Genomic DNA, 21,712 nt, shown 5'->3' with positions numbered 1-21,712 from the left:
TTGCTGTGCTCCGCCGCGCGGGTTCGCTGGCGGCCGGCACCCGTGACCTGACGAGTAAACGATGGCTGATTTACCGATCAACGACCTAAACGTCGCCTCCAACGAGACGCTGATCACTCCTGACCAGCTCAAGCGTGACATCCCCCTGAGCGACGCCGCCCTGCGCACCGTCACCAAGGGTCGCGAAGTCATTCGCAATATCCTGGATGGCACCGACCACCGCCTGTTCGTCGTCATCGGGCCTTGCTCGATCCACGACATCAAGGCTGCCCACGAATACGCCGAGCGCCTGAAGGCACTCGCGGCAGAAGTGTCCGATACCCTGTATCTGGTCATGCGCGTGTATTTCGAAAAGCCACGCACCACTGTCGGCTGGAAAGGCTTGATCAACGACCCCTACCTGGACGACTCGTTCAAGATTCAGGATGGCTTGCACATCGGTCGCCAGTTGTTGCTGGACCTGGCCGAAATGGGCCTGCCGACCGCGACCGAAGCCCTCGACCCGATCTCCCCGCAGTATCTGCAGGACCTGATCAGTTGGTCGGCCATCGGCGCGCGTACCACCGAATCCCAGACTCACCGCGAAATGGCTTCCGGCCTGTCCTCGGCTGTCGGCTTCAAGAACGGCACCGACGGCGGCCTGACCGTGGCGATCAACGCCCTGCAATCGGTTTCCAGCCCGCACCGCTTTCTGGGCATCAACCAGGAGGGTGGCGTGTCGATCGTCACCACCAAGGGCAACGCTTACGGCCACGTGGTACTGCGCGGTGGCAACGGCAAGCCGAACTATGATTCGGTCAGCGTCGCGCTCTGCGAGCAAGCGCTGAACAAGGCGAAGATCAAGCCGAACATCATGGTCGATTGCAGCCACGCCAACTCCAACAAGGACCCGGCGCTGCAACCGCTGGTGATGGAGAACGTTGCCAACCAGATTCTCGAAGGCAACCAGTCGATCATCGGCCTGATGGTCGAGAGCCACCTGAACTGGGGCTGCCAGGCTATCCCGAAAGACCTCGCCGACCTGCAATACGGCGTGTCGATCACCGATGCCTGCATCGATTGGTCCGCCACCGAAAACACCTTGCGCAGCATGCATGCCAAGCTCAAGGACGTGCTGCCCAAACGCGATCGCACCTGATCAGCGTTTAGCGCACACAAAAACGCCAGGCTTAAACCTGGCGTTTTTTTATGTGTTCGTTGGGGTCACAGCTTGGCGGCGTGCCGCTGGTGACGCTCCATATAGCGCTCAACGTAGGAGCACGATGGAATGACGGTGTAACCCATTTCATCAGCGTACTCCAACGCCTTCTCGGTCAATGCCGCAGCGATGCCGCGACCACGCAACGCGTTGGGCACGAAGGTGCGATAGATATCCAGGGTCTGTTTTCCCAGATCCATATAGGTCAGGTAGGCACGATGACCGTCCACATTGGTCTCGAACTGATGACCAGCCTGGTCATGGTGGATGGACAACGCCTCGCTCATCACTACTCCTCGCGGGTCTGAATTCTGACCCCTACCTTACCGATGTTTTTCCGGCGAAGGAACATCTACGCCACCCCGTGCCAATGGACACCGAGAAGAACTGCACCGATCTCGCGCAACCGAGCACGTATCAAATAGTAGGCACCATTGGCGAAAATGCTCAAGGTGCGCTCGTCATCATGCTCAGCCAGCAGGTGCTGCTCCGGGGGGACGCAGGGACGGCTCGACCGACGGTCTTAGCGGGTCGGCAGCCTGAACATTGCCGGATATTGAGACATAAGACGAATCCGCTCTCTTAAAGTCACCTCTAGATGGATAAAGATTATGAGAGCCTCTGCGCAAAATTCGAACAGAAGTATGGACGAACTCATCTAGCCAGACTTTAGCCAAGACCGAAAAAAAGCCCTGTGAGTGCGCGGAACTTTTTTTGAGCGGCTCGCTCATCTCGGGCCTCGCAGCTGGATATTTTTTAGACAATGCAGTTAAAAGTTGCTCGAAAAAGAATCAACGCCTACAATTTTTTTTGCTTCTTGCTTTACGTCAGTTTACTTACGAGTAGTAATGAGTAGTATGTACGCCGGCTATTTCCTCACTCTGAGGAGACAGCTAACTTAATAGAAAGTCCTTGAAGGGGAACACGATGAACAACGTTCTGAAATTCTCTGCTCTGGCTCTGGCCGCAGTTCTGGCTACCGGTTGCAGCAGCGCATCGAAAGAAACCGAAGCACGTCTGACCGCTACTGAAGACGCAGCTGCTCGCTCCCAGGCTCGTGCAGACGAAGCTTACCGTAAAGCTGATGAAGCTCTGGCTGCTGCTCAAAAAGCACAACAGACTGCTGACGAAGCTAACGAGCGTGCTCTGCGCATGCTGGACAAAGCTAGCCGCAAGTAATAATCCCTCGGGATTGTTATCAAGCCGACCCATTTTTTGGGTCGGCTTTTTTATTGCCTGGTGTTTCCTACCGGCAATAAAAAACCCGCCGACGCGGTGTGCGTCGGCGGGTTGTTTTCAAGCCTTACTGCAACGGATCGAGCGGTGTATTCGACACCATCGGCGCGGAGCCATTCGGCACCGCGATTTCCACCGGCAGGCCATCTTCAGCGGCGACCACGTCACGCACCACATCCCAGTTCATGCGCAGGTTGTTAGTGATGTCTTCACGCTTGAGCATCGCGTTGATCACCGCGGTGTGCTTGTCGACCACCGACGGGTTGCCCTTGTCATCCAGCGGTGTGTGCGCTTCGAGATACACCTTGCCGCCACTTACGCCAAATTTGTACGGATCGTTGATGATTCGTACCGACGTGCCGACCGGCACCATTTTCGCCATTTCCAGCACGTTATTGTTGAACATGCGGAAGCAGCCGTGGCTGGTGCGCATGCCAATGCCGAATTTCTTGTTCGAGCCATGAATCAGGTAGCCCGGAGTGCCCAGGCTGAACTTGAACGGCCCCAGAGGGTTATCCGGGCCTGCTGGCACGACATTCGGCAGCGGATCACCATCGGCGGCGTGCTCGGCCTTGATCGACGCTGGAGGGGTCCAGGTCGGGTTAGGCGTTTTCGCGGTGATGGTGGTATGGGCGATTGGCGAGCCCCACCCCTCACGACCAATCCCCAGCGGGAAGGTGTACACCACGTTCTGGCCTTTGGGGTAGTAGTAGAGGCGGTACTCAGCCAGGTTGATCACGATGCCTTCGCGCGGGCCCGGTGGCAGGATGAAACGGGTCGGCAGAATGACTTCAGTACCGGCGCCCGGCAACCATGCATCGACACCCGGGTTGGCCGCGATCATTTCCGTGTAGCCCAGGTCGTAAGCGGTGCCAAGGTCAGCAAAGGTATCTTCGTACTTGGCCTTGATCACCTGCACCTGGCCGATGATGTCTTCACCGGGCGGTGGCAGGGGAAACTCCAATGCTGCAGCTGGACCGGCCATACAAAGGGCGGCAAGAGACAGGCAGCGGGTGACGGCAGGAAAACGCGGCAACATCCGGAAAGTCCTTCGCATGATCGACAAGGGTATAAAAAACGGGATTGTACACCGCCGTCTGGAATTTCGGGGAGTTGGCCGATAGCACGCTATCTTTTATGCGTCAGAGCTCAAAACGCAGCTCTGGCCAGATCGGCGAGGTGCCGCGCTTTTGCGATTCAAGGATCGCCCGGCACAGCGAGCACAGGCGCTGGTCCTGGAATACTCGACGGTCCACACTCGACCAGCGTGGCTGTGCAGGCAACAGGCTGCCGCACAAGGTTCGGTCCGCCGAGCCGCCCAGCTCCAGTTGACGGGTTACCAGATGCACCCGCACTTCCTGGCAGGCGAACAGATCCAGCTGTTCGTCAGGCTCGATCAGTTGGTAGGCAAAAAGTGACCAGGCAGGACGCGGCATCGGGGGCTCCAAATCGGGGGCGCCACCTTAGCCGAAAGCCTGCGCCTAGAAAAGGGTCATAACAGCGGTTTTAGCGTAGGCCAGACATTATCCAGCAACTTGTCCTGAGCCCCGGCCGCCGGGTGTATGCCGTCAGCCTGCATCAAGTCCGGATGACCGCCGACGCCGTCGAGGAAAAACGGCACCAGCGCGATGTTTTTCTCGGTGGCCAGCGTGCTGTAGACCTTGGCAAAGGCTTCGGTGTAGCGCACGCCGTAATTAGGAGGCAGTTGCATGCCCAACAGCAGGACCTTGGCGCCGTTGTCGCGGGAGCTGTCGATCATCGACGCAAGGTTTTGTTGCAAATTAGCCGGGGGCATTCCACGCAGTCCGTCATTGCCGCCCAACTCGAGGATGACAAGCGCCGGCTTATGCTCTGCAAGCAGCGCAGGCAGGCGCGCCTGGCCTCCGGCACTGGTGTCGCCACTAATGGAGGCGTTGACCACTTTATCGTCGAAGCCTTCGTGTTTGAGCCGTTGCTCGAGCAGCGAGACCCACCCTAACCGGGTATCCAGTCCGAAACCCGCGCTGATACTATCGCCAACGATCAGGACAGTACCCGCCGCTGCGTTCTGGGCCATGCACATCAAGGCCAGGCCAGCACTCAAAAACCACACACGCATCGGATTCTCCATGGGCGCAAGCATTCTCACCGCGAAGAACCTCAGCAAAGTGGTTCCCAGCGCGGAAGGTGAACTGACTATCCTGCACGAACTCAACCTGGAACTGAACAAGGGCGACAGCCTGGCCATCGTCGGCGCCTCCGGTTCCGGCAAATCCACCCTCCTCGGCCTGCTCGCCGGGCTCGACCTGCCCAGCAGCGGCGAAGTCACGCTGGCCGGGCAAGGGCTGAGCACCCTCGATGAAGATCAACGCGCACGCATTCGGGCCGAGCATGTCGGTTTTGTATTCCAGTCCTTTCAGTTGCTCGACAGCCTCAACGCCCTGGAAAACGTCATGTTGCCGCTGGAACTCGATGGCCGCAAAGATGCCCGCGAGCGGGCTACCGAGTTGCTGCAACGGGTCGGCCTGGGCCAGCGCCTGACCCACTCCCCCCGCCAGCTATCCGGTGGCGAACAGCAGCGTGTAGCGATTGCCCGTGCGTTTGCCGCCGAGCCCGATGTGCTGTTCGCCGATGAACCCACCGGCAACCTCGACAGCCATACCGGTGAACGCATCAGCGACCTGTTATTCGAACTCAATCAGGAACGCGGCACGACACTGGTACTGGTGACCCACGACGAACGCCTGGCACATCGCTGCCGGCGCCTGATCCGCCTTGAAGCCGGCCTGCTGGTCGCCCCACTGGAGCCTTGATGGCACGCCTGCCGCTGTTGCGCCTGTTCAGTCTTGCCATCCGTCAACTGCTGCGTGATGCCCGCGCCGGTGAATTGCGCGTGCTGTTCTTCGCCCTGCTGGTGGCCGTCGCGGCGAGTACCGTCATCGGCTACTTCGGCGCCCGCCTCAACGGCGCCATGATGTTGCGCGCCACCGAATTTCTCGGCGCCGACCTGTTGCTCGAAGGCAGCTCACCGGCACGCCTCGAACAGATCAAAAGCGGTACGGAGCTGGGGCTTGAACACGCTCAAGTGGTGGAATTCTCCAGCGTCATCGCCACCGATAACGGCATTCAACTCTCCAGCATCAAAGCGGCCGATGATGTCTACCCACTGCGCGGCGAACTGAAAAGTGCCCCGGCGCCTTTTGCTCAGGAAGAACCCGGCGGCGGCCCGAAAGCCGGCGAGGCCTGGGTTGAGGCGCGACTGCTGACGGCGCTGGACCTGAAGATCGGCGACAGCATCGACGTCGGCATGAAAACCCTGAAACTGGCACGCGTCCTGACCTACGAACCCGACCGGGCCGGCAACTTCTATAGCCTCACGCCACGGGTGCTGATCAACCTCAGCGACCTGGCCGCCACCGGTGTGGTGCAACCCGGAAGCCGGGTCAGCTACCGCGAACTCTGGCGCGGCAAAGCCGAGGCGCTGGAAACCTATCGCCAACTGGTCAAGCCGGGCCTGGCGGCCAACCAGCGCCTGCAGGATGCCCGCGACGGCAACCGACAAATTGGCGGCGCGCTGGGCAAGGCCGAGCGTTACCTCAACATGGCGAGTCTGGTGGCGGTCCTGTTGTCCGGCGTGGCGGTAGCGCTGTCGGCCACGCGCTTTGCCACGCGCCGATTCGATGCCAGTGCCCTGCTCCGTTGTCTGGGCCTGTCACGCCGGGAAACCATGGCATTGTTCAGTTTTCAGCTGACCGTACTCGGCCTGCTCGCCAGCCTCAGTGGCGCCCTCCTCGGCTGGCTGGCTCAGTTGGGGCTGTTCGCCTTGCTGCATGATTTGCTGCCGACTGACGTGCCTCCGGGTGGTCTGCTGCCGGCCATTGCCGGGATCGGCACCGGGCTGGTGGCACTGGCCGGATTCGCCCTGCCACCGCTGGCCGCGCTCGGTCGCGTGCCACCACTGCGCGTGTTGCGCCGAGACATGCTGCCAATTCCGTCCAGCACCTGGATGGTCTATGGCGCCGCCCTGGGTGCCCTCGGCCTGATCATGTGGCGCCTGAGCCTCGACCTGGTGCTGACCTTCGCCCTGCTCGGCGGCGGCGTAATCGCCGCGCTGGTGCTCGGTGGCTTGCTCTTGCTGCTGCTCAAAAGCCTGCGCCGGCTGCTGGCCCGTGCTTCGCTGCCCTGGCGCCTCGGTCTGGGCCAACTGCTGCGCCATCCACTGGCCGCAGCGGGGCAAGCCTTGGCCTTCGGCCTGATTCTGCTGTCCATGGCGCTGATCGCATTGCTCAGAGGCGAGTTGCTGGACACTTGGCAGAACCAATTGCCGAAAAACGCACCGAACTATTTTGCGCTGAACATTCTGCCGGCGGACAAACAGGCTTTTACGGATCGCCTGATTCAACTGTCGGCGCAGTCGGCGCCACTTTACCCGGTGGTGCCGGGTCGACTGATCAGCATCAATGGCGAACCGGTGCAGGACATCGTCAGCAAGGATTCGGCGGGTGATCGGGCGATCCAGCGCGACCTGAGCCTGACTTGGGCGGCAGACTTGCCGGCGGGCAACAAACTCACGGCGGGCAACTGGTGGACCGAGCAGACACCGGACGAGGTTCCCGGTGTGTCGGTTGAAGGCAAAGTGGCCGAAAGCCTGAAGCTCAAGCTGGGCGATCACCTGGTGTTTACCGTGGGCGGGGTCAATCGTGAAGCGAAGGTCACCAGCTTGCGAGAGATCAACTGGGACAACTTCCAACCGAACTTCTTCATGATCTTCCAGCCCGGCACCTTGAAAGATTTGCCGGCGACTTACCTGACCAGTTTCTATCTGGCGGCCGGTCACGATCAGCAGATTGTCGACCTCTCGCGCAGCTTCCCGGCGGTGACGATTTTGCAAGTCGAAGCCTTGCTGGAACAGCTGCGCAGCATCCTCGCCCAAGTCACGCTGGCGGTGGAATATGTGCTGTTGTTTGTACTCGCGGCGGGGATGGCGGTGTTGTTTTCCGGCCTGCAGGCGACGCTCGATGAACGCATTCGCCAAGGCGCCCTGTTGCGCGCGCTGGGGGCCGAGCGGCAGTTGCTGGTGAAGGCCCGGCGGATCGAGTTCGGTTTACTCGGCGCGGTCAGCGGTTTGTTGGCGGCACTGGGCTCGGAACTGGTGAGTCTGGTGCTTTACCGCTACGCCTTCGACCTGCCGTGGCACCCGCATCCATGGTTGCTGGTGCTGCCGGTGATCGGTGCGGTGCTGATTGGCGGTGCCGGTGTGTTTGGTACACGTCGTGCGTTGAATGCCAGCCCCCTGACAGTGTTGCGCGAGGGTTGATAGACTCGAACCTTCTCAAATACAAGAAGTTGCCATGAGCCGTTATCGTCCACCCCGCCCCGCAGGCACCGCGCTGATCACCCCCGAAGGTGAAGCGCGGATGCGGGCGGAGTTTCATGAGCTTTGGCATGTACGGCGACCGCAAGTGACGCAGTCGGTGAGCGAGGCGGCGGCGCAGGGTGATCGTTCCGAGAACGCGGAATACACCTACGGCAAAAAAATGCTGCGCGAAATCGACAGCCGTGTGCGCTTTCTCACCAAACGGCTGGAAGCGTTGAAAGTGGTCAGCGAAAAGCCCAGCGATCCGAACAAGGTCTATTTCGGGGCGTGGGTCACGATTGAAGACGAAGACGGCAAAGAGTCGCGCTATCGCATTGTCGGCCCGGATGAACTGGACCTGAAGCTGGGGCTGATCAGTATCGATTCACCGCTCGCCCGCGCGCTGATCGGCAAGGCGCTGGACGCCGAAGTTCGGGTCCAGACGCCGACCGGTGAGCAATGCGTGTACATCGTGGCGATTGAGTATCTCTGAGCCTTAGCGACGGGTAATCAGCCCCTGTCGGGCAACGCGGGTCAGTTGTTTTATCACTTCCGGCGCGTCTTCGAGGCTCGGTGATTGAATCACCGCCAGGTCAAAGCTGTCGCTGGCAAATCGAGCCAGCGATTCGCCGTCTTCGACAAACTGGATCAGGAAGGCTGCAGGCCCGCCGGTACGACGTGGCCAGCCATCGAGGTAACGCAGGAGCGTCGGCTGATGTTTACCGCCAAGCAGGATTTTTGGATTGCGCTGGGTAAGGTGTGCCGTGATCGGCGCGGGACGTACTACAGGGCTAAGTGCGTTCATCGAGTCGTGTCTCTGCCTCAAAATTCTGCATGGCAGGTGAGAGGCAACACCGAACCAGCGCTTTAGCGGTATTTCGAAGCCTGTTTCAAGCTTCTATCGGCAACTGAATGAGTCACCTGGCGCCCCGCAAGTAGCTGTTTAAATCGGCGCATGGGCAACATCCTAGAGAAGCTGACCGGACAGTGTCAAGAATGACGCGCAACAAAAAAGGCCCGCGCAATGCGGGCCTTTTCGTTGAGCCAGAGCGGTCAGTCGGTAATGGCGCGGTCCAGCGATAGCTTGCCGGCACCTTCGATCAGTACCGCGATGCTGCCGCCAAGCAAAGCCAGGGCGAATTCATAACCGTTGTTGGCCATGAACAGGCCGTTATGGATGTGCACCGAGAAAATCGCGACCAGCGAGAGGAAGGTCAGGCCCAGTGCTGCCGGACGTGTCAGCAGACCGATGATCAACGCCAGACCACCGAAGAATTCGGTACCACCGGCCAGAATCGCCATCAGGTGACCCGGTGCCAGGCCCAGGCTTTCCATGTACTGCGCGGTGCCGGCAATGCCGTAGCCACCAAACATACCGAAGAGCTTCTGCGCGCCATGAGCAGCGAAGATGATCCCGACGACGATCCGTATCGCGGTCAGGCCGAAACCGGCGCGGGTAAACAGTACCTTGTTGATCAGTGAGCTCATGCTGTGTCATCCATTGTGAGTGTGTGTTCGTTGGGCACCATATTAATCGATAAAACAAATGTGAAAAGCGCAATAATTGCGACATAACAATCAGTTTAGTTGATTATTTACGAGAGGCCACTTTTTGTCCCTGTGGCTCCAATGACTCCCTCTCACGATCGAACGCCAAGTAATACTTATTCACGCTATTAACATAGCTGACGGGCCCCATCCCCACCTGCTCCATGGCAATGCGCTCGACCTGGAAGAACCACTGATTGGGATTCAGGCCACGCCGTCGGGCTTCGGCGCGCATACCCTGAACCCGCTCCGGGCCAATGTTGTAGGCCGCCAGTACGAACGCCATGCGCTCACGTTCGTTGAGCTTGGGGCTGGAGAAGAACTTGCGGCGGATCATGGCCAGGTACTTGGCCCCGGCCTGCACGTTGGCGTCGAGGTCCTGAATGTTGTTGACCCCCACCCGCTGGGCGGCAGACGGGGTGATTTGCATCAGGCCGGTGGGGCCACCACCGTTGCGGGCGCTGGGTTGCAGCGCCGACTCCTTGAACGCCAGCGCCGCCAGGTTCAACCAGTCCATGCCTTGGGCATCGGCGTGTTTCTGCAGCACCGGTCGCAGTTTTTCCAGGCGCTGACGGTCGGCCTTTGCCAGTGGATAGTGCACTTGGTACAGCCGCCGATAAATCCGCAGAAACGCTACGTCCTGGTCCGAGGGCTTCTTGTACGTCGTCAGAAAACGATCAATGCTCGCCCGTAGCATCGAGGCGTCACGGCGCACAAACCAGAATTCTTCGCCTGGATCACTGATCAGCAACTGCTTGTCGAAGCGCAATTTTGGCAGGATCCTGCCCCAGCGCTCGGCAATCGGTTGCTCGACGATGGTCAGGTGAAAGATCCCGCCCTGCACCATTTCCAGCACGTCTTCGACGGCCAGACTCGGATCGACCCACTCGATCTTTATCGGCGCCAACTTGTGCAGTGCGAGTCTTGAATTGATCTGGCTCACGGCATCGCCGGCCGCGCTGCCGGTGGGCAACGCCAGGGTCTTGCCCGAGAGTTGTTCGACCCGGGTGTAACGCCGTTCGCCCTTGATCCCCACCAGCACCAACGGGATGTTGCTGGCGATCGGTTCGCTGCTGCTGACTGCGTGGCCAGGCTGCAAATCGAGCAACTCCCCGGGCGCGACCAGATCCCCTTCCCCGCGCTGCAACGCGCCGAGTAGTTGATCCTTGGCTTTGGGAATGATCTTGAGGGTGACTTCCTGACCGTCGCGGGCGTGGCCGTTGAGGTATTGCTCGAAGGCGCGCAAGCGGTGGTATTCGACGCCGATGGCCTGGCCCTGGACTTCGCCGGAGCTGTTGCGGCTCTGATTGACCAGCACCCGCAACACGCGGCTACTGCGAATTTCTGCCAGATCGCGCACCTTGGCCGCCGGCACGGCTTGCAGCGGCCCGGCCAGACGCGCGACCGCCGGCATCGGCAGCAGCAACGAACAGCACAGCAGTAGCAAAATCGAGGGACGTGTCATCCACTCTCCGGAAAGAATACTGGGCCGATTTCCAAAAAAATCTCGAAATCGAACGTCAGAAACAGAGCGCCATGAGCGCTGGCAAAGTGCGAAAGACTGGCACAGTGATGGCACAATGACCACCCGGGCCTGTCTCGCGGCATCAAGAGACAGCTTCAACTCGTTGTAGTTCTTGGCTTTTCTTATAAATCTACAGCTCTGATATGCTTTCCGGCCTTTGGTCCGAGGTAGCACCATGCAACTCATCGATATCGGCGTCAACCTGACCAACCCCAGTTTTGCCGACAAACACCAGGCCGTACTCGACCGCGCGTACGCCGCAGGGGTTTGCCAATTGGTCCTGACCGGCACCAGTGTCGAGGGCAGCGAACAGGCTTTGGAACTGTGCCAACACTTGGACGAAAGCGCTCAACGCCTGTTCGCCACCGCGGGCATTCACCCGCACGCGGCCAGCGACTGGAACACTGACAGCGCCCAGCGTTTGCGCAGTTTGCTCAAGGAGCCGAACGTGGTGGCCGTGGGTGAATGCGGGCTGGATTTCAATCGTGACTTCTCGCCACGCCCGCAACAGGAAAAGGTCCTCGAAGAGCACCTGGCGATGGCGGTCGAGTTGCAGTTGCCAGTGTTCCTGCATGAGCGCGATGCCAGTCAGCGACTGCTGGAAATCCTGCGCGACTACCGTGATCAATTGCCGGCCGCCGTGGTGCATTGCTTCACCGGCGAAAAGAAAGCCCTGTTCAGCTACCTCGATCTTGATTTGCACATCGGCATCACCGGCTGGATCTGCGACGAACGCCGGGGCACGCATCTGCATCCGTTGGTGAAGGAGATCAAACGCGGACGTTTGATGCTGGAAAGCGATGCACCGTATCTGCTGCCACGCAGCTTGCGGCCGAAGCCGAAAAACGGGCGCAACGAGCCGGCGTATTTAACTGAAGTGTTGCGGGAAGTGGCGTTGCATCGTGGGGAGACGCTGGAGGATCTGGCTGATCACACCACTGCCTGTGCACGAGCGTTTTTCGGCTTGCCCACAATCCCCCAGTAATCACCGATCCCCTGTTGGAGCGAGCCTGCTCGCGATAGCGCCAGCACTTTCAACATTGATGTCTCAACAGAACGCCATCGCGAGCAGGCTCACTCCTGCAGGGGGACTGTGGTGCATGTTGATCCACATCAAATTCAGAATCTTCGATAGCGGCACAATGCTGGCACCTTGCCAATGCTGTTTCCGCTATCAGAGAAGACCTCCATGGGTGCCTGGCTTAGCAACATCTCGCTGAAATACAAATTCTGGGCGGTCAACGCGGTCGCTTTCTTCACCACCCTGTTGCTGGTGCTGTACGCCGTGCAACTCGAACAACAAGTCCGCAGTCACGCCGCGCAAGGGGCTGCCCAGGCACAGGCGCGATTGCTCAGTGCCTGGCCCGTCGGGCAACCGCTGCCCAAGGCCGACAACCTGCTGACCTTCGGACGCGGACAGGCGCCATTGTTGAACGGTCAGCCACTCCTGGAACTGACGGACAGCCACGGCTGGGTCGAGATCCACCCGATGCCACTGCTCGGCGACAACCCGTTGATGGGTGCCGAGGTGTTCACCCGCCCCGACGGGCAGCAAGTCGCGGTGATCGCTTTTGGCCCGAGCCTGAGTCAAGTCTTCAGCGAACGTTTCGCCCAGTACGCGGTGGCTGTATTTATCTTGATGCTGGCGATGTTGGGCGCATCGCAGCTGTTGATCCGCTTCCTGCTGAGTCAGCTCAACACCTTGAAAGACGTGATGCTCCACGTCGAAAAAACCGGCGACCTGTCGGCCCGTGTGCCGCTGGCCTGCCAGGATGAAGTCGGGCAGATGGCCAACGCCTTCAACGCGATGCAGGCCGGATACCAGCGAGTGGTCAACACCGTCGCCAGCACGGCCCGGCAACTGGATGTCGGTGCTGCGCGCCTGGCTTCGAGCATGAACGAAGTGCGCCACGGCATGCTCGGCCAGCAAAGCGAAACCGATCAGGCCGCCACGGCAATCAATGAAATGACCGCCACCGTCTATCACATCGCCCAGCACGCCGGCGCCACCCGCGACCTCTCGCAAACGGCAGACAAGCTGGCGGGCAGTGGGCAGCAAGTGGTGTGTCGCGTGCAGAAGTCGATTGCCGGGTTGTCCAGCGGTGTGCAGCAGACGGCGGAGATGATTCAGCGCCTGGCCGAGGACAGTCAGAAAATAAACGGCGTAGTCGGGGTGATTCATAGCATTGCCGAGCAGACCAATCTGCTGGCCCTGAATGCGGCCATCGAAGCGGCACGGGCGGGCGAAATGGGTCGGGGCTTTGCAGTGGTGGCCGATGAGGTGCGCAACCTGGCCAAGCGCGTGCAGACCTCTACCGACGAGATCACCCTGATGGTCTCCGCCTTGCAGGCCGGGACCCGGGACGCGGTGGACTTCATGCAGGAAAGCTCCTTCAAGGCTGATGATTGCGTGAAGCAGGCTCAAGAAGCTGGCGCCGCGCTGGCCGAAATCACCAGCGCCGTGGCGCAGATGCGTGAAAGCAATACGCAGATTGCGGTGGCGGCCGAGCAGCAAAGCCAGGTGGCAGAGGAGATGAATCGGGCGGTGGTGAGTATTCGCGATGTGACCGAGAACACTGTGCAGCAGACCATTAACTCTGCGACGACCAGTCATGAGCTGGCAGCGTTGGCTGGGGAGTTGAGCAAGGCGATCGGGCAGCTCAGGCTGTAAGGGCCCCATCGCGAGCAAGCTCGCTCCCACAGTGACCGCGTTTTAACAGATGAATGCGATTAAATGTAAGAGTGAGCCTGCTCGCGACAGCGTCAGTCCGGTCAACATCAATCCCCACCTATCACCCCCATAGCCAACCTCGATTCGCCGACCACCCTCCCCCCGCCTATTCTTCAATCATACGGTCAACACGGATTGAGGAGTTTCAACATGGGCAAACGTCACCCCAACCTACCCGCCTGGCAATGGCGAGCGTACCCGAACAATCACCAGCACCCGACCAACCTGGTGCTGCACCTGATTGCCGTACCACTGTTCATTGTCGCGTTTCTGCTGATTGTGTCCGGGGTGTTCAGCCTGAGCCTGTTGAACATCGCCATCGGCGTGATCGGCCTGCTCGCTGCGCTGGGTCTGCAACGTCACGGTCACAGCCTGGAGGCGCAAGCCTCCGAACCGTTCAGTGATCGCAAAGATGCAGTGTCACGCTTGCTGGTCGAGCAATTCCTGACCTTCCCACGGTTTTTCCTCAGCGGCGGCTGGTGGCGCGCCTGGCGTGAGCGCCATCGTCGGCACTGATCAGGCGAAAATCGTTACCGTCTGCCGGCTCATGGCGATCAACCGGCCGTCCGCGCTCCACAACTTCGCGGCCGCATGACCGTAGCCGTCTGCGGCATGCTCGGTTTCGACCAGGTATTTGCACCAGTCCAGCGTGCTCAGTTCCAGCAACGGCTGAACGAATTCGATGGTCCAGGTCAGCGTGCTGCCCATCGCGGTTTTTTTCAGGTGCGGCAGCAAGGACGGCGGCCAGGCATCCACCAGCGCGAGGATATGCGACTCGGTGACGGCCTCTTCCTTCACATCCCCACGTAACCGCACCCAACCGCCCATTTGACGGGAAGAGTTGCCGGTAAACGGCATGCCGCCGACGGCCCAGCGCATTGCCAGATGGCGCATGAACTCCGGAATCACGCCGGGGATGAAGGGCAATTCCTGACACTCGTCCCAGTGCTTCATTTCCGGAGCAGGTTCAGCCGTGATCGCCACTTCGGAAGGCCGCGAGGCACCGAAGCTGCCCTGAATTAACGTCACCACTTGCCCCTTCTGCATCGCCCGGCCCAGCACCTGGCTGACGGCTTTGCCTTCGCGCAAGACATCGACTTCAAAGCTGACCGGCACTTCAGGCTCGACGGGGCCGACAAAGGTGATCGCCAGCGAACGCACCGGCCGGTCTGCCGGGACTTTTGCGCGCATGGCTTCGTATTGCAATGCCGCCACCAGACCACCAAAACTGGCCCGCCCCTGCGCCCATCCGGCTGGAATAGACAGCTCCAGCGGTTGCTGGCGGACGGCGTCGAGCAGATCGCAAAAGCGCATGAAGACCTCGGAAACGGGAAAAGGAGAGGAAGATCTTAACCAGCCAGCGATGGGGATACAGCACCTGTTCCGGCCAAAAGTACTGACAGAAGAGCCGCATACTAGATTCCATACTCAACACAAAACCCTGTAGGAGTGAGCCTGCTCGCGAAAGCGGCATGACAGCCAACATCACTGTTGAATGTCACGGCCTCATCGCGAGCAGGCTCACGCCTACATTTGATTTGCGCGGTTTTCAGGATTTGAAGCAGCGGGCGCTGAGTTTGTCGAGGACACGGTCGGCGCGGGCTTCAGCGTTAGCCATGGTGGTTTTCCAGACCGCGACACAAGGCTGCAAGTCCGCCTCTTCTTGCGCCCTGGCCAGCCATTGCCAACTGTCGTGCCAATCACCCAAAGCCCCCTGTGCCGATTTCAATCGGGCCAAGGCAGCCTTCGGCAAACGGTCCAGCTCGGGATAGGCCTCGATGCCGTAGCGCACACGCTTGATCAACAGGCGCAAGCGATGACGGTCGTGGGCCGGGTCGTGCAGGGCAACATCGAGTTTCTTCCATTGTTTGCCCAAGCGTTTTTCAATGCGCTTGCGCAGGCCCTTGAGCAAGCCCTGGCGCTGGGACGCGCGCAAAAAACGCGGAAAGGCATCGAAGATCATTAGCAACTGCGCCAGCTCGGGACTGGCCGCCACCGCTGGATACGCCTCGGCCATCAGCGCCATGCGCCGGTGGGCGGCTTCGGGTTGACCGTGCTCGAGCAGGTACGCCGCCAGCACTTCGCGATCACGCAACGGCGTGGTCAGCTCGCCGACCCGGGACGCCGCCGCTTCCACCTGCTCGACACCGGGCAGGCCGCGCAAGGGGCGCAAGAGGCTGCGCAAACGGCGAACCGTGGTGCGCAGGTCGTGTAACGCTTCAGGGTCAGTGCGGGCAGTCAAACGCGCCTGACAGGCCAACAAGCGGACTTCAAGGCCCAGGACATGGGCCACCAACCGATCAACCAAATCAGACATCGCTTACTCCCTGAATCGAGTGTCCCTTTTTACCCGCGTCATGCCTCAACGGCCTGCACGCGACTCCCGAATATAGAAGCGCGCTTTCTCGGCTTTGCTGGTGCAGCCTTCGTAGGCTTCGAATTGTTGCTGGGTCTTGGCGCCTGTCAGTAACGACAGGGCCTTGGAATAGCTGACAGTCCCGGCGAAACCTTCGGCCTTGGCCAAGTCTAGCTCATGCCACGCGGCGTCAATCTGGCTGCCGCAGCTTTCGCGGTAAGCCGTTTTGCCGGCACAACCGGCGAGCGCCAGCGCAATCAAAGGTACGCAAATCCAGGCTTTCATCAATACCACCTCAAGATAGGTCAACAGTCGTGCAGGTAAGACGGCCCGGCGCGGGAAAAGTGCCTTGGCCGCTCGAAGCAAACTCACTATAGCGTGGGCAAGAATAGCCAAGTGCCGCCATGGAGTGTCGAAAAAACGACGCCATCGGCCTGTCGAGCGACCATGGCGATTGAAGCCCGCCCCTTGATGGGTGCATTGTTGAACCTTGTCAGACGAGGGCGATTCATGAAAAAGCGTATCGCACTGGTACTGGGCTCAGGCGGAGCCCGAGGTTATGCCCATATCGGTGTCATTGAAGAGCTCGAACGGCGCGGTTACGACATCGCCTGCATTGCCGGTTGTTCCATGGGAGCGGTGGTTGGCGGAATTTATGCGGCGGGCAAACTTGACGAGTATCGCAGCTGGATCGAAAGCCTGGATTACCTCGATGTGTTGCGCCTGGTGGACGTCAGCTTTCGGCTTGGCGCGATTCGCGGTGAGAAGGTCTTCGGGCAGATCCGCAAGATCGTCGGCGAGATCAATATCGAGGACCTGCGCATTCCCTACACGGCCGTGGCCACGGACCTGACCAACCAGCAGGAAATCTGGTTCCAGGAAGGTTGTCTGCATCAGGCCATGCGCGCCTCGGCGGCGATCCCCAGCCTCTTCACTCCGGTGATGCAGGGCAACCGGATGCTGGTGGATGGCGGCATTCTCAACCCTTTGCCAATCGTGCCAGTGGTGTCGAGTCATTGCGACCTGATCATCGCAGTCAACCTCAACTCCACCAACCAGCGCCACTATCAATTGCCGGTGATCCAGCGACCGGCAGCGTTCAAGAGTCGTTTCGACAGTTTGATCAATTCACTGGGTTCGAAGTTGCCGTTCCGGCGCAAACAGGCCGAACAATTGCTGCTGCTGGAGAAGGAAGCGTTGATGGCAGAAGCGGCTGACATCAACCCCTGGATCGAATCCGCCGAGCCCGAAGCCCAGCAACCTGCCGCCGCTCCCGAGCGCGAAGGCGCGCCGAAGTCGGCCACCGGTTCGTTCATCATCGATAACGTTGGGCCGGCGTCTTTGCTGGACCTGATCAACCAGAGTTTCGAGGTGATGCAGACGTCGCTGGCGCAGTACAAGATTGCCGGGTATCCGCCGGACATCCTGATCAACGTGCCGAAAAGGGTTTGCCGGTTTTTCGAGTTTTACAAGGCGCCGGAGTTGATCGCGTTGGGACGCGAGATTGCTCGGGATACGCTGGATCGGTATGAGAATGAGCGTGAGCCCTGAGATCGTTCCCACGCGCTGCGTGGGAATACCGCCATGGACGCCCTGTGTCCGCTGTTGAGATCGTGACGCGGAGCGTCACGGGATGCGTTACCACGCAGGAACAATCAGGTATCAAGCAACCGATACCCGACCCCCGCCTCCGTCACGATAAACCGCGGCTGAGTCGGATCATCCACCAGCTTCTGGCGCAAATGCCCCACCACAATCCGCAGGTAATGACTGTCCTCGGTATGGGTCGGCCCCCAGATATCCTTGAGCAGTTGCTGCTGGGTAATCACCCGTCCCGGATGCCGCGCCAGTTGCGCCAGCACCGCGTATTCCTTGCGTGTGAGCGCCACTTCGACGCCCTCGAGCAGCACCCGCCGATAAGCCAGGTCCACGGTCAACGGCCCAAACGTCAACGCCGCCTGCTGGGCTTCACCGACTGGCGCCTGGCGCAACAAAGCACGCACCCGCGCCAGAAACTCCTGAATGCCAAAGGGCTTGGTCACGTAGTCATTGGCGCCGCCATCAAGTGCTTCGACTTTTTGCCCTTCGCTCGCACGCACCGACAGCACCAGCACGGGCACCGTCGACCATTCACGAAACTCGCGCAGCACTTGCTGGCCGTCCATGTCGGGTAAACCGAGGTCGAGCACCAGCAAGTCCGGTTTGTTCAGCGCCGCTTGCGCCAGGCCTTCGGTGCCGGTGCCGGCCTCCAGCACTTTGTAGCCTTGGGAGACCAGACTGATGCGCAGGAATTTGCGGATTTGCGGTTCGTCGTCGATGACCAAAATGGTCGCGGTCTGGCTCATGGTTTCTGATCGCGGCATGGGGATGTCCAAAGGGTATCAGGCTTCACTTCAGCGCTCACTTTCAAAGGCGGGTTGTTCCTGCAAGGGCAAGTGAAGCGTAATGCACGTTCCGCGTCCCTCAATGCCGTCAGCGACGCTGATCCGTCCGCCATGCGCACCGACCATGCCCTGACAGATCGCCAGCCCCAGCCCGGTGCCCTGCCCGCCCCGATCACCGCGCGCGGCGGTGTAGAACATGTCGAAAATCTTCGCCCGTTCCTCCTCCGGAATACCCGGCCCCTCATCACTCACCGAGAAAAACAGCTCGCCATCCTCGACACCGGCGCGCAATTGCAGGCGCCCATGTGCCGGTGAGAATCGCGCGGCGTTTTCCAGCACGTTGACCAGCGCCTGCTCGATCAGCGCCGCGTGGACATACAGCAGCGGCAACTCCGGCGGCACGTCGGTGCTGACTTGCAACGGCGCCAGCACGGCGCGCAGTCGATTGAGTGAACTGCCGACGATGTCGGCCGGCGACACCCAATCACGCGCCAGCTTCAGCGCGCCGTGACCGAGGCGGGTCATGTCCAGCAGGTTCTGGATGTAGCGATCCAGCCGCTCGGCTTCGTCACGCGTGCCTTCGAGCAACTCCTTGCGATCCTCCAGCGGAATGGCTTCACCGAGGGCCAACAGGCTGTCGATGCTGCCGCGCATGGACGTCAGCGGCGTGCGCAGGTCGTGGGACACCGACGCCAACAGTGCGCTGCGCAGTTGCTCGGTTTCGCCGTGCAGTCGCGCCGCTTCGAGGTCTTCGGCCAGTTGCGCGCGAGCCAACGCCTGGGCCAGCGGTTGGCTCAATGCGGTCAACAAACGCCGACGCTGACCGCTTAAGGTCTGGCCTTCTTTGGCGCACACACCCATCAATGCCAACGGCCCGTCTTCCACCGATAACGGCCACCACCACCAACGCCCCATTGGCAATGTTCCGGTGCCTGCACCAGCGGGTTGATCGTGTTGCCAGGCCCAATCGGCGGCAGCGCGTTCAGCTTCGGAGAATTCTATCGGACCGCCAGTTTCGACTTTCCAGCCACCCTGCCCGTCTTGATTGAGCAGGCACAGCTGCAAGTCACTCCAGCCGTTGAGGTGCTGGGCAGCGGCGCTGATCACGGCTTGGCGATCAGTGGCGGCCGTCAGTTTGCGCGACAGGTCGAGCAGTTCGGTGGTCTCTTCCTGGGTGTCACGCAGTGCCTGCAATTGCCGACGTTGCCGCGCCGCGAGGTTGCCGGTGAGCGCCGCCATCAGCAGGAAGAACAGCAAGGTCAGCACGTCTTCTTCGCGCTGGATGGCGAAAGAAAAATTCGGCGGAATGAACAAAAAGTCGTAGGTCAGAAATGAAAGCGCCGCACAGGCCAGCGCCGGGCCGAGGCTGCTGCGCACCGCCACCAGCAGAACAGCGGCGAGAAACACCAGCGAGATGTTGGGCAGCGGTAAAATACTCGCCACGCCCCACGCCAACGCACTGGCCAAAACGGTCGCCACCAGTGCCAGCACGTAGTCGAACCACACCAGCGATTGTGCCGAACGCTGGCGCGGTTGTTGCGGTAAATCATCGCTGTCGAGGACGTTGATTTCCAGCCCGCGCGCATCGCGCAGCAGGCGTGACGCCAAGCCCCCACCGAACAAGCGCCGACGCAACCGCTGCCGGGACTGGCCGACCAGCACCAGACTGGCGCGGCGTTCGGCGGCGTGCTGGATCAGGGTCTTCGCGACTTCACCGGCACGCAGCAACACCACTTCGCCACCGAGGCGTTCGGCCAATTGCTGGGCACTTTGCAGACGCAGGCGCGATTGCTCGTCACGCACGCTGCCATTGTCGACATGCACCAGGCTCCATGGCAAATGCCGGCGCTGGGCAACGCGACTGGCGTGACGCACCAGGCGCTCGGCCTGCGCATCGCCATCGACCCCCACCAACAAACGACCACGTACCGCTGGCGCTGCTTGACCGAGTTGGCGATACCCCTGGGCCAGGTCATTGTCGACCTGCGCGGCAGCGGTTTGCATCGCCATTTCGCGCAGGGCGGTCAGGTTGGTCTGGGTGAAAAACGCGTCGATGGCCGCCCGCGCCTGCTCCGGCACGTAGACCTTGCCGTCGCGCAGACGCTCAAGCAATTCCCTTGGTGGCAGGTCGATCAGCAGCAGTTCGTAGGCTTCTTGCAGCACCCAGTCCGGCAGGGTTTCACGCACCTGCACACCGGTGATGCCGCGCACTTGATCGTTGAGACTTTCCAGGTGCTGGACGTTGACCGTGGTGTAGACATCAATGCCGGCGGCGAGCAATTCCTGGATGTCTTGCCAGCGTTTGGTATGGCGGCTGCCGGGGGCGTTGCTGTGGGCCAGTTCATCGACCAGCACCAGTTTCGGCTTGGCCGCGAGCAGACCGTCCAGGTCCATTTCTTCGAGCATCACGCCCCGGTATTCCGAGCGCACCAACGGCTGTTGCGGCAAGCCGCCGAGCAGCGCTTCAGTTTCGGCGCGGCCATGGGTTTCGACCACGCCGGCAATGACTTTGACGCCCTGGCGCAGCTGGGTATGAGCGGCTTGCAGCATGGCGTAGGTTTTGCCGACACCGGGCGCGGCGCCGAGGAAAACCTTGAGCCGGCCACGGCCATCGCGGGGCAAGTCTGCTAACAACGCGTCGGCGCGGCCGGAATCACTCATGCTTGAAGCTCTCTCTAATTGATCGTTCCCACGCTCTGCGTGGAAATGCAGCCCGGGACGCTCCGCGTCCCTGCTTAAAGCGGACGCTAAGCGTCCATTGATGCGTTCCCACGCAGCGTGTGGGAACGATCATCTCTTACAGCTTTTCCAGTGCGATGTTAAGCGCCAGCACATTCACCACCGGCGGTCCCACCAATGGTTGTTCAATGTGCGCGTCCAGCAGTTGTTGCAGCGTAGACACCGGCAGATTACGCGCAGCGGCAACACGCGCCAGTTGATAGGCAATCGCGGCCGGTGGCAAGTGTGGATCGAGGCCACTGCCGGAGGTGGTCAGCATGGCCAATGGCACAGGCCCCTGACCCGGCACCAGCAGTTTGTTGGCATCGTCGATCACTCGTGTGGCCAACGCCGGGTTGCTCGGTGACAGGTTACTCGCGCTGCTCGACACGGTGGCAAACGCACCGGCGGAGGGGCGTGGATGGAACCAGGCGTCACCGACAAAATCCTGGGCAATCAGCGACGAGCCACGGACCTTGCCGTCGGCGTCGTGCACCAGGCTGCCATTGGCTTGATCCGGGAACGCAACCTGGGCGACACCGGTGACCACCAACGGGTAAGCGACGCCGGTGATCAGGGTCATCAAGACCAACAGGCTCAAGGCCGGACGTATCATTGTGGACATTTCAAAATCCTCGAATTCGGATAACACATACAGGGTTCGATCAGGTGCACCGAGGT

At 60.5% G+C, this 21,712-nt stretch carries 22 protein-coding genes; 9 read left to right on the top strand and 13 right to left on the bottom strand.

The genetic code is table 11. The features are described from left to right. Positions 1-61 precede the first annotated feature (61 nt). Entirely contained in the window at positions 62-1,138 is a 1,077-nt protein-coding gene (locus SB725_RS22285; protein ID WP_027925706.1) for a 3-deoxy-7-phosphoheptulonate synthase, read from the top strand. 65 nt (positions 1,139-1,203) lie between these two features. On the opposite strand, the gene SB725_RS22280 is transcribed toward SB725_RS22285, so the two are convergent. Further along, positions 1,204-1,485 carry a GNAT family N-acetyltransferase gene (locus tag SB725_RS22280; protein WP_027925705.1) on the bottom strand — a complete coding sequence of 94 codons (282 nt, stop codon included), beginning with the start codon at positions 1,483-1,485 and terminating at the stop codon, positions 1,204-1,206. 640 nt (positions 1,486-2,125) lie between these two features. Here SB725_RS22280 and oprI point away from each other — a divergent pair. Continuing rightward, positions 2,126-2,377 (top strand): outer membrane lipoprotei OprI, encoded by a 252-nt coding sequence (gene oprI / locus SB725_RS22275; protein WP_003199355.1) that lies wholly within the window; start codon positions 2,126-2,128, stop codon positions 2,375-2,377. Between the two features lie 124 nt (positions 2,378-2,501). On the opposite strand, the gene SB725_RS22270 is transcribed toward oprI, so the two are convergent. The 3 genes from SB725_RS22270 to SB725_RS22260 all read right to left on the bottom strand — a co-directional run bounded on the left by SB725_RS22270 (position 2,502) and on the right by SB725_RS22260 (position 4,532). Then, complete coding sequence (locus tag SB725_RS22270) at positions 2,502-3,473, bottom strand: L,D-transpeptidase family protein (protein ID WP_027925703.1); 972 nt, start codon at positions 3,471-3,473, stop codon at positions 2,502-2,504. Between the two features lie 103 nt (positions 3,474-3,576). Next, the gene (locus SB725_RS22265) at positions 3,577-3,870 is read right to left on the bottom strand and encodes a hypothetical protein (protein WP_003226812.1); all 294 of its coding nucleotides are present in this window, start codon (positions 3,868-3,870) and stop codon (positions 3,577-3,579) included. A 56-nt stretch (positions 3,871-3,926) separates the two neighbouring features. After that, positions 3,927-4,532, bottom strand: coding sequence for an arylesterase (locus SB725_RS22260; protein ID WP_027925702.1), 606 nt, complete (start codon positions 4,530-4,532; stop codon positions 3,927-3,929). A gap of 10 nt (positions 4,533-4,542) precedes the next feature. On the opposite strand from SB725_RS22260, the gene SB725_RS22255 reads away from it, so the two are divergent. From SB725_RS22255 to greB, 3 genes are read left to right on the top strand one after another with little or no spacing between them, the layout of a single operon-like run. Then, positions 4,543-5,226: an ABC transporter ATP-binding protein gene (locus SB725_RS22255; RefSeq protein WP_027925701.1), complete on the top strand. Its 684-nt coding sequence runs from the start codon at positions 4,543-4,545 to the stop codon at positions 5,224-5,226. Beyond that, positions 5,226-7,730: an ABC transporter permease gene (locus SB725_RS22250; RefSeq protein WP_410922587.1), complete on the top strand. Its 2,505-nt coding sequence runs from the start codon at positions 5,226-5,228 to the stop codon at positions 7,728-7,730. The genes SB725_RS22255 and SB725_RS22250 overlap by 1 nt, the downstream gene beginning before the upstream one ends. Before the next feature lie 34 nt (positions 7,731-7,764). Beyond that, complete coding sequence (gene greB, locus SB725_RS22245; RefSeq protein WP_007943614.1) at positions 7,765-8,262, top strand: transcription elongation factor GreB; 498 nt, start codon at positions 7,765-7,767, stop codon at positions 8,260-8,262. Between the two features lie 3 nt (positions 8,263-8,265). Here the strand turns inward: greB and SB725_RS22240 are convergent, their stop codons facing one another. The 3 genes from SB725_RS22240 to SB725_RS22230 all read right to left on the bottom strand — a co-directional run bounded on the left by SB725_RS22240 (position 8,266) and on the right by SB725_RS22230 (position 10,782). Beyond that, positions 8,266-8,574 (bottom strand): hypothetical protein, encoded by a 309-nt coding sequence (locus SB725_RS22240; protein ID WP_027925699.1) that lies wholly within the window; start codon positions 8,572-8,574, stop codon positions 8,266-8,268. A gap of 248 nt (positions 8,575-8,822) precedes the next feature. Then, positions 8,823-9,257, bottom strand: a complete 435-nt coding sequence (locus SB725_RS22235) for a DoxX family protein (RefSeq protein ID WP_027925698.1) — start codon at positions 9,255-9,257, stop codon at positions 8,823-8,825. Between the two features lie 103 nt (positions 9,258-9,360). Then, a complete protein-coding gene (locus SB725_RS22230) occupies positions 9,361-10,782 on the bottom strand; it encodes a transglycosylase SLT domain-containing protein (RefSeq protein WP_194940712.1) in 1,422 nt (473 codons plus the stop codon). A 235-nt stretch (positions 10,783-11,017) separates the two neighbouring features. Between SB725_RS22230 and SB725_RS22225 the strand changes: the two genes are divergently transcribed. The 3 genes from SB725_RS22225 (at position 11,018) to SB725_RS22215 (ending at position 14,089) form a co-directional block, all read left to right on the top strand. Further along, positions 11,018-11,827 carry a TatD family hydrolase gene (locus SB725_RS22225; RefSeq protein WP_059182398.1) on the top strand — a complete coding sequence of 270 codons (810 nt, stop codon included), beginning with the start codon at positions 11,018-11,020 and terminating at the stop codon, positions 11,825-11,827. 204 nt (positions 11,828-12,031) lie between these two features. Further along, positions 12,032-13,513 (top strand): methyl-accepting chemotaxis protein, encoded by a 1,482-nt coding sequence (locus SB725_RS22220; RefSeq protein WP_027925695.1) that lies wholly within the window; start codon positions 12,032-12,034, stop codon positions 13,511-13,513. 210 nt (positions 13,514-13,723) lie between these two features. Beyond that, positions 13,724-14,089 carry an Mpo1-like protein gene (locus tag SB725_RS22215; RefSeq protein ID WP_027925694.1) on the top strand — a complete coding sequence of 122 codons (366 nt, stop codon included), beginning with the start codon at positions 13,724-13,726 and terminating at the stop codon, positions 14,087-14,089. Here the strand turns inward: SB725_RS22215 and SB725_RS22210 are convergent, their stop codons facing one another. From SB725_RS22210 to SB725_RS22200, 3 genes are all read right to left on the bottom strand, one after another. Beyond that, the gene (locus SB725_RS22210) at positions 14,090-14,887 is read right to left on the bottom strand and encodes an acyl-CoA thioesterase (RefSeq protein WP_027925693.1); all 798 of its coding nucleotides are present in this window, start codon (positions 14,885-14,887) and stop codon (positions 14,090-14,092) included. Positions 14,888-15,122: 235 nt separating this feature from the next. Beyond that, entirely contained in the window at positions 15,123-15,890 is a 768-nt protein-coding gene (locus SB725_RS22205; protein ID WP_410922586.1) for a CHAD domain-containing protein, read from the bottom strand. A gap of 45 nt (positions 15,891-15,935) precedes the next feature. Beyond that, positions 15,936-16,214 carry a hypothetical protein gene (locus SB725_RS22200; protein ID WP_027925691.1) on the bottom strand — a complete coding sequence of 93 codons (279 nt, stop codon included), beginning with the start codon at positions 16,212-16,214 and terminating at the stop codon, positions 15,936-15,938. A 225-nt stretch (positions 16,215-16,439) separates the two neighbouring features. Between SB725_RS22200 and SB725_RS22195 the strand changes: the two genes are divergently transcribed. Further along, positions 16,440-17,480 carry a patatin-like phospholipase family protein gene (locus SB725_RS22195; RefSeq protein WP_027925690.1) on the top strand — a complete coding sequence of 347 codons (1,041 nt, stop codon included), beginning with the start codon at positions 16,440-16,442 and terminating at the stop codon, positions 17,478-17,480. A 104-nt stretch (positions 17,481-17,584) separates the two neighbouring features. On the opposite strand, the gene SB725_RS22190 is transcribed toward SB725_RS22195, so the two are convergent. From SB725_RS22190 to kdpC, 3 genes are all read right to left on the bottom strand, one after another. Then, positions 17,585-18,274 (bottom strand): response regulator, encoded by a 690-nt coding sequence (locus SB725_RS22190; protein WP_027925689.1) that lies wholly within the window; start codon positions 18,272-18,274, stop codon positions 17,585-17,587. A 48-nt stretch (positions 18,275-18,322) separates the two neighbouring features. Then, positions 18,323-20,974, bottom strand: a complete 2,652-nt coding sequence (locus SB725_RS22185; RefSeq protein WP_059182393.1) for a sensor histidine kinase — start codon at positions 20,972-20,974, stop codon at positions 18,323-18,325. 136 nt (positions 20,975-21,110) lie between these two features. Continuing rightward, the gene (kdpC, locus tag SB725_RS22180) at positions 21,111-21,656 is read right to left on the bottom strand and encodes a potassium-transporting ATPase subunit KdpC (RefSeq protein ID WP_027925687.1); all 546 of its coding nucleotides are present in this window, start codon (positions 21,654-21,656) and stop codon (positions 21,111-21,113) included. Positions 21,657-21,712 lie beyond the last annotated feature (56 nt).

Source organism: Pseudomonas sp. SIMBA_041 (genome assembly GCF_046535095.1).
GTDB lineage: Bacteria > Pseudomonadota > Gammaproteobacteria > Pseudomonadales > Pseudomonadaceae > Aquipseudomonas > Aquipseudomonas mucoides.
This window is presented reverse-complemented; position numbering and strand designations above follow the sequence as displayed.